At 31.9% G+C, this 9,368-nt stretch carries 15 protein-coding genes and 1 other annotated feature; of the genes, 1 reads left to right on the forward strand and 14 read right to left on the reverse strand.

Features of this window, described 5'->3' with window-relative positions; genetic code table 11:
* Window positions 1-145: 145 nt before the first annotated feature.
* The 13 genes from AC2LE6_RS07360 to radC form a co-directional block, all read right to left on the reverse strand.
* Window positions 146-772: a pentapeptide repeat-containing protein gene (locus AC2LE6_RS07360; protein WP_484478622.1), complete on the reverse strand. Its 627-nt coding sequence runs from the start codon at window positions 770-772 to the stop codon at window positions 146-148.
* A complete protein-coding gene (locus AC2LE6_RS07365) occupies window positions 772-1,224 on the reverse strand; it encodes a flavodoxin domain-containing protein (protein WP_484478623.1) in 453 nt (150 codons plus the stop codon). The genes AC2LE6_RS07360 and AC2LE6_RS07365 overlap by 1 nt, the downstream gene beginning before the upstream one ends.
* A 2-nt stretch (window positions 1,225-1,226) precedes the next feature.
* Window positions 1,227-1,367, reverse strand: a complete 141-nt coding sequence (locus AC2LE6_RS07370; protein ID WP_484478624.1) for a hypothetical protein — start codon at window positions 1,365-1,367, stop codon at window positions 1,227-1,229.
* Window positions 1,364-1,939, reverse strand: a complete 576-nt coding sequence (locus tag AC2LE6_RS07375) for a TetR/AcrR family transcriptional regulator (protein ID WP_484478625.1) — start codon at window positions 1,937-1,939, stop codon at window positions 1,364-1,366. Before AC2LE6_RS07375 ends, AC2LE6_RS07370 begins: the two co-directional genes overlap by 4 nt.
* Before the next feature lie 94 nt (window positions 1,940-2,033).
* On the reverse strand, window positions 2,034-2,765 hold the full coding sequence (locus tag AC2LE6_RS07380) for a TMEM164-related integral membrane acyltransferase (protein ID WP_484478626.1): 732 nt from the start codon (window positions 2,763-2,765) through the stop codon (window positions 2,034-2,036).
* 9 nt (window positions 2,766-2,774) lie between these two features.
* Window positions 2,775-3,332: a Holliday junction branch migration protein RuvA gene (gene ruvA, locus AC2LE6_RS07385; RefSeq protein ID WP_484478627.1), complete on the reverse strand. Its 558-nt coding sequence runs from the start codon at window positions 3,330-3,332 to the stop codon at window positions 2,775-2,777.
* Window positions 3,333-3,387: 55 nt separating this feature from the next.
* The gene (gene obgE, locus AC2LE6_RS07390; RefSeq protein ID WP_484478628.1) at window positions 3,388-4,671 is read right to left on the reverse strand and encodes a GTPase ObgE; all 1,284 of its coding nucleotides are present in this window, start codon (window positions 4,669-4,671) and stop codon (window positions 3,388-3,390) included.
* 11 nt (window positions 4,672-4,682) lie between these two features.
* Window positions 4,683-5,192: a P-loop NTPase family protein gene (locus AC2LE6_RS07395; protein ID WP_484478629.1), complete on the reverse strand. Its 510-nt coding sequence runs from the start codon at window positions 5,190-5,192 to the stop codon at window positions 4,683-4,685.
* The gene (locus AC2LE6_RS07400) at window positions 5,192-5,527 is read right to left on the reverse strand and encodes a DsrE family protein (protein WP_484478630.1); all 336 of its coding nucleotides are present in this window, start codon (window positions 5,525-5,527) and stop codon (window positions 5,192-5,194) included. Before AC2LE6_RS07400 ends, AC2LE6_RS07395 begins: the two co-directional genes overlap by 1 nt.
* A 1-nt stretch (window position 5,528) precedes the next feature.
* Complete coding sequence (locus AC2LE6_RS07405) at window positions 5,529-6,017, reverse strand: GNAT family N-acetyltransferase (RefSeq protein WP_484478631.1); 489 nt, start codon at window positions 6,015-6,017, stop codon at window positions 5,529-5,531.
* Window positions 6,018-6,090: 73 nt separating this feature from the next.
* Window positions 6,091-6,375: a 50S ribosomal protein L27 gene (rpmA, locus tag AC2LE6_RS07410; RefSeq protein ID WP_484478632.1), complete on the reverse strand. Its 285-nt coding sequence runs from the start codon at window positions 6,373-6,375 to the stop codon at window positions 6,091-6,093.
* A gap of 27 nt (window positions 6,376-6,402) precedes the next feature.
* The gene (gene rplU, locus AC2LE6_RS07415) at window positions 6,403-6,711 is read right to left on the reverse strand and encodes a 50S ribosomal protein L21 (RefSeq protein WP_484478633.1); all 309 of its coding nucleotides are present in this window, start codon (window positions 6,709-6,711) and stop codon (window positions 6,403-6,405) included.
* Window positions 6,712-6,728: 17 nt separating this feature from the next.
* Window positions 6,729-6,798: a sequence feature (ribosomal protein L21 leader region), on the reverse strand.
* Window positions 6,799-6,944: 146 nt separating this feature from the next.
* Complete coding sequence (gene radC, locus AC2LE6_RS07420; RefSeq protein ID WP_484478634.1) at window positions 6,945-7,622, reverse strand: RadC family protein; 678 nt, start codon at window positions 7,620-7,622, stop codon at window positions 6,945-6,947.
* Window positions 7,623-7,715: 93 nt separating this feature from the next.
* On the opposite strand from radC, the gene AC2LE6_RS07425 reads away from it, so the two are divergent.
* Complete coding sequence (locus AC2LE6_RS07425; RefSeq protein ID WP_484478635.1) at window positions 7,716-8,573, forward strand: hypothetical protein; 858 nt, start codon at window positions 7,716-7,718, stop codon at window positions 8,571-8,573.
* 13 nt (window positions 8,574-8,586) lie between these two features.
* Here AC2LE6_RS07425 and AC2LE6_RS07430 read toward each other — a convergent pair.
* A partial coding sequence (locus AC2LE6_RS07430; RefSeq protein WP_484478636.1) for a bifunctional folylpolyglutamate synthase/dihydrofolate synthase occupies window positions 8,587-9,368 on the reverse strand: 782 nt, incomplete at its 5' end.

Genomic DNA, 9,368 nt, shown 5'->3' on the forward strand with positions numbered 1-9,368 from the left:
TTTATGGTTCTATTTTTGATAATGAATCCATTCTATTAGTATTTGACTTCATAAGATATTTCCTATTAGTTTTCATAGGATTAGGTGTATATCCATATTTCTTCAAAAAACTAGGTATTTAAAAAGAGCGAATATTCGCTCTTTTTTATTTTACATTAATCCCTAAGAACTTACAGAATAAGGGTGCTTGGAATTCTGATATTATAAGTCCTGGTAAACTAACAACATCTATAGAGATATCATCTAGTGTACTAGTTGAAAGGTCTAGTTCTTTGAATGGGTTGTTATAGATTCTACTTTTGGTTAGATTTACTTGATCAAAGTGTATTCCCTCTATCTTGTTTTCAAACCATGATGATTCTAATAAGCTCGATTCCACTATTTCTAGTATTTTGATTTTCGTTTGTGCAATGTCTAAGTATCTGATATTGCAGCTTTTAAAGATTGAATCGTTTATGTATGAATCAACAATTTGAGATCCAATGAATTTACAATCAATAAACTCACATCTAATGAATGAAGAGTTCTTGAATGTATTATTTGATAAATCACAGTTGTTAAAGGTGCAATCAATAAACTCGCTGCGATCAAACTCATTGTTTGTGATATGTGTTTTCTCAAATACACAAGCATCGAATACTACACGGTTGTGTATGTCCTCGATTTTAATGTTTGGAATTTGTTTATAGTTTATCGGTTCTCCGTCATATAACTCCTCAGTAATAAAAGGTTCAAGTGGAAACTTCCTAATAGGTTTCTTTCTTTTTTTCATTAGTTCATTAGGAAATCAATGTTGTCATGTAGGATAACTTCTTGATCCTGATCTGATTTTGCGATGCGTTTTACAATAAACTTAAATAAGAAGTTCATTTTGTTAAACTGATATGCTCCACCGACATACTTGATTTTAGCATGGTATATGATTTTCATACTGAAGTTCTCGTTGATCACTTGTTTTTCATTATCTGATGCCATTCCACATAAGAACACAATTAAAGATTTGTTTAGAAGTAATTCTTCATTACTTTCTAGTAATCTCTTTACTTTCTTATTGATTCTACCTGCGTAGATTGGTGTACCAAGTACTATTTCATCATAGTCGTTTAGATTCTTGTCAAAATCATCGATGTGAAATAGGTGAACATCTGTCCGATATCTTACAATAATGCTTGCGAGTTTTTCTGTCATACCGTATTTACTAGTATAAATAATAGCAGTTTTCATAGTTACCCCTCAATTCTATATTCTATTTCGTTTTCATGTGCATATATTTGTGATGTATTTACTTCGAATGCTACATACAGCATAGCTGTAAAGAACATTAAGAATGATATTACGATTATTGTGTATTTGTATACTTTGATCATTGGTTTGCCACCTCTCTAATTTCTTTTTCTATTTGGTAGAACAATTCTTGTTTCGTAAAGAATCCTCTTTTAGTGTTAAAAAACAATATCTTTGCGTGAATGCTTGATGCGATGAATTCGTATGTTACGTCAAAACTTAGTTTGAAACGTTTAGTGTTGAGCTCTAATAACGTTTCTTTAAGTTTCTGTGAGATTGTTGGTTTAATCTCGTCCTCCATATCTGGGATGCTTTCACCTAAGTCATTAACGAAGATTAAATGAAAGATACTAGGATTATCTGTCATGTATGTAATATACCGTTTTGTGTAGTGGATGAACTTATCAATTGGATCCTTGATTCGTTCATCGTCGATAACTGTATACTTGTAAGCTTCCTGTAGATAATCTAGTGAAACATACGTTAACAATGTATTAATGTCTTTGAAGTAGTTGTATATAGTTGCGTAGCTATAACCAGATAACTCTCCAACCCTGCGAGCTGAAACATTTGAGATTCCATCTGATTCAATTATTTGCTTTGATGCAGTAATGAACTCACGTTTGGTGCGTTCACGTCTTGTTTCTTTGCTCATTTGTTTCACCTCCATTAACACTGTTAATATTACTAACACTGTTAATATACCACATAAAAAAAAGAATGTCAAATAAAAAAGAGCAATTAAGCTCTTATTTATTGTATTCTTCAGATTTTGATAATTTCTTGTATAATCTGGCTAGTAGATACCAAATATACATAAACAATAATGCGGTTAAATAAACACCAACAATGTATACTGCTCTACCATAACCGTCAAATATCTCAAATGGAGTTCCGTCACTATTTGTTAGGAACAATCCGTTAATTCCAATGATCGGATTGATAATGACAAAGAACAACGCAACAACAGCTAGTGTTGCTACACTCTTATAGAACGATTTAATCGTTGGAATAAAGTTATGCACAAACATCATATACATAAACGCATAGAAGAAACCTGCGTGTCCAAGGATAAATTGGTAATATCTATAACGATCTGGTCCATATCCTGAATCTGGGAATAGTAAACTAGCAATAGCCCCAAAGGTAAAGAAATACCCTATTTCAAAGAGTTTATAGTTCTTTGTTACTAGTAAGATGATTGCTAAGTATAATGTGATCCCACAAAGGCTTATAAATGGTAAGTTATCTGCCCATACCCATCCAGCTTCACTGGTTGCTTCGAATATGTATAATGTAAACTCCCATAAAAGTAAGAATGCTGCAAAACCGTATCTAAATTGCTTTTCGTACTTATACTCTTTAAACTTGTTTCTAAATACATATATTAATCCAATTCCAACTAGGAAAAGTATTAAAGTAATAATATGAGCTGTATTGAATTCTGTGAATCCATTTCCTGTATCATGTCCAAAAAACATAATGTCCCCCTATTTTAGCATTGATGATAATGCATCTTTTAGTAATTGATCTGTTTCTTTTGATGGATCAAGGTGTTCTAGTGCTTTTTTAATCTCTTTGGCTTTGTACCCTAAAGATTTTAATGCTTCTTCAACTTCGGTAATATTGGTTGATTTAGCAAATGCTTTTTCATTGAAATCAATCTTACCTTTTAAATCTAAAATAATTTGCTGAGATGCTTTTGGTCCGATACCTGGGAATTTGTTTAAGAATTTACTGTTTCCAAGCTCAATTGCGTTAACAACATCATGAACGTTACCAGTAGCGAGTATTGCCATAGCTGATTTTGGTCCAATTCCTTTTACACTTAGTAATTTAATGAATAGTGCTTTTGCGTCATTATTGATAAAACCATATAATACGCTTAAATCTTCACGTACATGATGGTAGATAAATACTTTAACAACTGATTCTAATTTAAATTCATATGGATTTGGTGTTAGTACTTTATATCCAATTCCATTGTTTTCAAGTGTTATGCTTGAAGGATGTGTTTCTTTTACTGTACCGATTATGTAGTTATACATCGTATCACGCTCCTTTTATTATTATATCATAAAAAAAGAGCATTAATATGCTCTTTTAGTCAATAAACTCAAATTCAAAATCAAAGATTCTAACTGTGTCTCCATTTACAACACCAAGTTCTCTTAATTTGGCATCAATACCAAGTCCTCTTAGTTGTCTACTGAATCTTTTAACTGATTGATCTTTACTAAAATCAGTCATATCAAAGATTTTACGTAGTGGTCCACCTGTAACATTGAATATTCCATCATCTGTGATTTTAATATCAAAGATATCTTCATCCGCTTCAAATACGTATTCAATAACTTGTTCGAAATCTTCTTCATCATATAAATCAAAACGTTTTGTATTATCTAGTAAGTCGGCTGTTTTATATAATACTTCATCTGTGTTATGTTTTGTTACCGCAGATATTGGAATAATAACATAGTCTTCCTCAAGTTGTGATTTGAATAGTTCTAAGTTTTCTTCTGCACCTGGAAGGTCCATTTTGTTTGCGATAATAATTTGTGGTCTTTTAAGTAAGTTGTATTTGTATGAAGCAAGTTCGTTATTGATTACTTTATAATCATTAAACGGATCTCTTCCTTCACTACCAGACATATCAATAACGTGTAAGATTACACGAGTACGTTCAATATGACGTAAGAACTGAAGTCCAAGTCCTTGTCCTAAAGAAGCACCTTCAATTAATCCAGGTAAGTCAGCCATTACAAAGCTACGACCATCATTTACTCTTACAACACCTAAATTAGGATTTAAAGTAGTAAAGTGGTAACTTGCGATTTTAGGACGACTATTTGATACAACTGAGATTAATGTTGATTTCCCAACACTAGGCAATCCTACTAAACCAACATCAGCTAGAACTTTAAGTTCAACTCTGATTAGTCTTGTGATTCCTGGTTCACCTTTTTCACAGATTTCAGGGGCAGTGTTTCTTGAGGTAGTAAATTTAACGTTACCACGTCCTCCACGTCCACCTTTACAAATAGTTATTTCTTGTTTGTTTTCTGTGATGTCTCCGATGATCATATCTGTTTCATCATCATAAATCGTTGTACCCACAGGTACTAAAACGATTAAATCTTTACCTTTTGCGCCATTCATTTTCTTTGGCATACCTTTTTCTCCCTCAGGAGCTCTTAGGATTTTCTGATATTTTAAGTCTACAAGTGTACTCAGTCCTTCGCTACCAACAAATATCACAGAAGCACCTTTTCCACCGTCTCCGCCAGATGGTCCACCCATTGATACATATTTTTCACGACGGAATGCTACGATTCCATCTCCACCGTTTCCACTTGATACTTTAATTCTTGCTAAATCTACGAACATTTGAATCCCTCCTAAAGGGAACTATACCATTTATATAATTCTGTTCTATTTTTGAATATAATCACTTGTTTCTTGTTCTTATATTTGCTTATTGTTGCTTTTAAATACTTCGCTCTATATTTATAATAAAATGCGACGTATTGTAAAAATATCTGATCAATACCCTCAACGCAGCCTTCGGCCATGTCAGGTCTTGTTAGATTTCTATAGTCTTTTGCACGTTTGTGTATACCTTGTAGAGATACTTGTGTTCCAAAATCTAAAAAGATTATTATATCTGCGGCATCCAATCGGTACTTGAAGTGTAAATTATTAGAATAATTTCCGTCTATTACCCATGATTTGTGTTTTGTTAAAAACTTCTTCATGTAAGTATTAAACTCCACTTTACTAATATTGGTCCAATCTTTCTCCCAGTAAACAGAATCAAGATGAAGTGTTTCAATATTTAGTTTTTCACCAAGTTCACGACAAATTGTAGTCTTTCCTGTTCCGCTACTACCTAAAACAAGAATTTTCATTACAGAGTGATAACCTCAAAGTCAGGATCTTTTAATTTTTCTGTTAGGTATACTCCTGTATACATTACAGTAACTCCTAAACTTTCTAAGATATCGGTTGCCCCTACTTTGTCAGCACACATTTTACACGCATATGTTTTTATTTCATTTTTAACTAGGTTTTTAATTCTTTGTTGGATCAATGTATCTTCTAGAATCTTTTCTTGAGATGCACCCCATATTAATACTTCAACATCTGTAAACCAATCTTGTTTTTTAGAGTTGTAAGCATAAGGGACGATAAAATTGTGAATATCTATTTCATTATCTGATTTCCAAACGATTAATAATTTCATATTATTCCTCCAACATTTTTTCATAAGCTATTCTATTCATTACTTCGATGTAATCACCTTCAACAAAACCGTTTTTTTGTAAGAAAGCTCTCATTTTATAGTTTTCTAAGTGAGTATCTATTTTAATTGAATCATACTTGTGTTTTTTACCATAGTTGATACTATAGTCTATCATCTGTTTCGCAACACCTTTATTCCTAACAGTAGGGTGTACAAGAATTCTATGTAACACAATACTATTTTCACCTATCCACGAATTTATTGTTTTATAGGGTGGATCATTTTCCTCTAGGATTGCCATGCATCCTAGAATCATTGATTCATCTTTTACAATAATCAAAGCATCTTGTAAAATATCTTTCTTAAAATGCTCTTTTCTTGGATATGATAAGGTCCACTGTGGTATTGAAGAGTTCTTCATATCTTCAATAACTAGGACAGATAATTGATCTATTTCATCTAAATCTGATAATTTTGCTAAAGTAATCATCTAATCACCTCACAACTATTATAATTTGTTTCATTTAAAATGGCAAACCACTTTGTGATTTGCCATAAATTAACTATTCTGGGTATACTGATGCTTGTTTTCTATCTTTACCAACGCGCTCGTATTTTACGATCCCGTCGATCTTAGAGAATAATGTGTCATCTTTACCGATACCAACGTTAGTACCTGGATGAACTTTAGTTCCTCTTTGACGATAAATGATAGAACCAGCAGTACAGAATTGACCGTCAGCTAATTTTGCTCCTAGTCTTTTAGATTCTGAATCACGACCATTTTTCGTTGATCCAACACCTTTTTTAGAAGCCATGCATTTTAAGATATTAATTTCTAATAACATACTAGTCACCTCCAATATTTTTGATTTCTAACCATTTATTTTTGTAATTGTTAATTTAGTATATGGTTGTCTGTGTCCTTGTTTACGACGATATTTCTTTTTTGGTTTGTATTTGAATACGATGATTTTTTTTTGTTTACCGTGTTTTTCAACAACAGCGTCTACAGTTACTCCATCAAGATATGGGTCCCCAACTCTTAATGAATCTCCACCGATCATTAATACATCTTCAAACGTGAAGTTGTCTCCAGGTTGTACATCTAGTTTTTCAACATAGATAACGCTACCCTCTTCAACTCTTTGTTGATTTCCACCTGTTACGATTATTGCATACATTGTAAGCACCTCCTCATTTAATTTTTAAGACTCGCCATTAAGGTGCAATTTGCTTTAAAACCTTTTCTGTGCGGTATGCCTTTGTTCAGCGTAAAAATAATACCAAAACAACTATGATTTGTCAATCATTTTTAGTGCAATATTACTTTAAACCTATTTAATTATACATAATCTAGAATATTATGCAAGAAAAAGATACTTATTGTTAATTTAAAGCCATTTTTTAGTGTTTTTTATATTATATTATGTTCTTTAAAACTATAATATTTGTCTCTCCCTATTATAATATGGTCCATTAGTGGGATATCCATCATCAAACTATTCTTATGAATTAACTTAGTTACTTCAACATCATTGATACTTGGTGTAGGATCTCCCGATGGATGATTATGGCAGATTATGATAGAAGCTGCGCTATAGCTCACAGCATACTTAAATATCTCTCTTGGATGAATCACACTACTACTGAGAGAACCTATGAATAGTGTTTGTTTTCTAATTAAAATTCCTTTAGTATTGATATACAGTGCGACTAAGTGTTCTTGTGTTTTAAGTTCTAGATTGTCTTTCATGTAATGATAAATTCTCTCAGGACTGTTTAACCTTATACTTTTATCAAATATCTCTTCATTCATTCTTCTTTGGAGTTCAAAACAAGTTAATAAAGAAATCGCTTTTGAATGGCCAATTCCTTTTATCTTTATTAGATCCTCTAAAGATGCTTCTTTTAATTCTTTGATAGATTGAAACTTATATAGAACATCTTTACTCAGTTCTAAAACAGATTGTCTCTTTGTTCCTGTCCTTAATATAATAGCAATCAGCTCATGATTGCTAAGTGATGTTGGACCATATTTTATAAACCGTTCTCTCGGTCTTTCTGTGATTGGGATTTCTTTAATCATAAACATATATTCACCTCAATATAATAATTATTGTATGTTGTATAATTTTCTTTTTCAAATCAGGTTTTATTTGTTATAATACTAAAAGAGGTGGATACAATGAAAAAAGAATCATTACAATTAAAACTAAAAGCAAACATCAGAATTGTCGGAGTACTATTCGGACTTATGACTATATTATTCGCATACGAATTATATATGATCAATTACGCATCTCCGTCATTAATAGAGATTCAAACAAACTTAATATTTAAAGATTACTTCATTATCACTATGTGGGTTATCGGATTAGTAACTATGGGATTAAGTGTTTACTATTATTATGTTCTTCACAGATTATCAAATAAATTACAAGTAGCAATATTGATGGGAACAGGAATATTATTATTCCCATTCAGTTTCATCTTGTTGGTAACAGGATTTATGATTATGACAGATAGACCAAAAACAAAGACCGTAGGTATGTATGTTACTATATTTGCAGGTGTATTCTTCTTAATGTTCTATGCATTAACATTGGTTGGGTTCGCTGAGCACACTCCAATATATACAGAAGCTACAATTTATCAGTTTGAATATAGATCAGCTCAAGAGGTTATAGTATTCGATATGGAGATTCTTCATAAAGAAGGTGAACTTGTTAAAGTAAACTTATCCGCAGATACTACAGTACGTAGTCCAGAACTGGTATCACCAACTGCAGAACAGTTAACATATCACTTAAGTGTAAACAGCCGAGTATCATGTTATTTATTCTCAACAACTGATGGAGTAACAAATGAGGAATCGTCTTGTACAATTACTCCTGAGTCACATCCAAACATGACTCTTACTTCATTGTTAGACTTTGAAACTTATACATTAATCATTGGAACATACTTTGATGGAATTGTATTACCATCTGAAGGTGAATTAACAATTATTAATGAGGAAGTAATGGAAAACTATTACGAATAAATTAAAAAAGCACTCAAACGAGTGCTTTTCTTATGTGTGAAATAAAATACAAACTTCCAGTAACTAATAATATTTCATTAGGTAACGGCTTTAACTCTTTCAACGCTTCATATGAGTGAACATTCATATGTTTATTGGTGTGTGAACTAACGGTATATAGATTCTTTGCCGTTTCACATCTTGGATAATCAAACTGTGTGAACGTAATCTCGTCACAGAATGATTCAAGTACTTGTATGATATCAAAATACTCTTTATCAGCCATTGATGTATATAGTACCTTTATCTTTTTATCTGGAAACAATGTAGTGATTGAATCTTTTAAAACATTCACAGATCCAATGTTATGTGCTCCGTCTAAGATAACATTTCCAAAACGTTCCATTCTACCGGGCCAAGTTGTTTTAATAAGTCCTTGATTCATTTGATCTTTATCTAATGTAAGAAGATCCATATTTTCTAATGTATATAGTATTTCAATAGCTAAAGATGCATTTCTTACTTGGTGTGTCCCAAGTAGACTCAATGAGTAATGATCATTCTTATACTCGAAGTTTGTGTGCGAACCATAAGTTGTATTAGTTATGTCTTTCCCATTTATAACAGTCATTTTTGACTGTTTTTTCTTTGTATAGTTTTTGAATATATCTAATAGTTCTGGATCAGACACTGTCGTTACTAAAGGTGTCATATCTTTTACGATACCTAGTTTGTTCAATGCGATTTCCTCTAAACTATCTCCAAGAACACCCATATGATCATAACTGATTGTGGTAATTGCTGTAATCAGCGGAT

It is taken from the genome of Candidatus Izemoplasma sp., assembly GCF_982632705.1.

Bases quoted from the DNA above. Each gene is read 5' to 3' on its own strand.
- AC2LE6_RS07365 (WP_484478623.1), bottom strand. From the start codon at position 1,224: ATGAAAACTGCTATTATTTATACTAGTAAATACGGTATGACAGAAAAA.
- rpmA (WP_484478632.1), bottom strand. From the start codon at position 6,375: ATGTTATTAGAAATTAATATCTTAAAATGCATGGCTTCTAAAAAAGGT.
- ruvA (WP_484478627.1), bottom strand. From the start codon at position 3,332: ATGTATAACTACATAATCGGTACAGTAAAAGAAACACATCCTTCAAGC.
- AC2LE6_RS07405 (WP_484478631.1), bottom strand. From the start codon at position 6,017: ATGATTACTTTAGCAAAATTATCAGATTTAGATGAAATAGATCAATTA.
- rplU (WP_484478633.1), bottom strand. From the start codon at position 6,711: ATGTATGCAATAATCGTAACAGGTGGAAATCAACAAAGAGTTGAAGAG.
- AC2LE6_RS07370 (WP_484478624.1), bottom strand. From the start codon at position 1,367: ATGATCAAAGTATACAAATACACAATAATCGTAATATCATTCTTAATG.
- obgE (WP_484478628.1), bottom strand. From the start codon at position 4,671: ATGTTCGTAGATTTAGCAAGAATTAAAGTATCAAGTGGAAACGGTGGA.
- radC (WP_484478634.1), bottom strand. From the start codon at position 7,622: ATGTTTATGATTAAAGAAATCCCAATCACAGAAAGACCGAGAGAACGG.
- AC2LE6_RS07375 (WP_484478625.1), bottom strand. From the start codon at position 1,939: ATGAGCAAAGAAACAAGACGTGAACGCACCAAACGTGAGTTCATTACT.
- AC2LE6_RS07360 (WP_484478622.1), bottom strand. From the start codon at position 772: ATGAAAAAAAGAAAGAAACCTATTAGGAAGTTTCCACTTGAACCTTTT.
- AC2LE6_RS07400 (WP_484478630.1), bottom strand. From the start codon at position 5,527: ATGAAATTATTAATCGTTTGGAAATCAGATAATGAAATAGATATTCAC.
- AC2LE6_RS07425 (WP_484478635.1), top strand. From the start codon at position 7,716: ATGAAAAAAGAATCATTACAATTAAAACTAAAAGCAAACATCAGAATT.
- AC2LE6_RS07380 (WP_484478626.1), bottom strand. From the start codon at position 2,765: ATGTTTTTTGGACATGATACAGGAAATGGATTCACAGAATTCAATACA.
- AC2LE6_RS07395 (WP_484478629.1), bottom strand. From the start codon at position 5,192: ATGAAAATTCTTGTTTTAGGTAGTAGCGGAACAGGAAAGACTACAATT.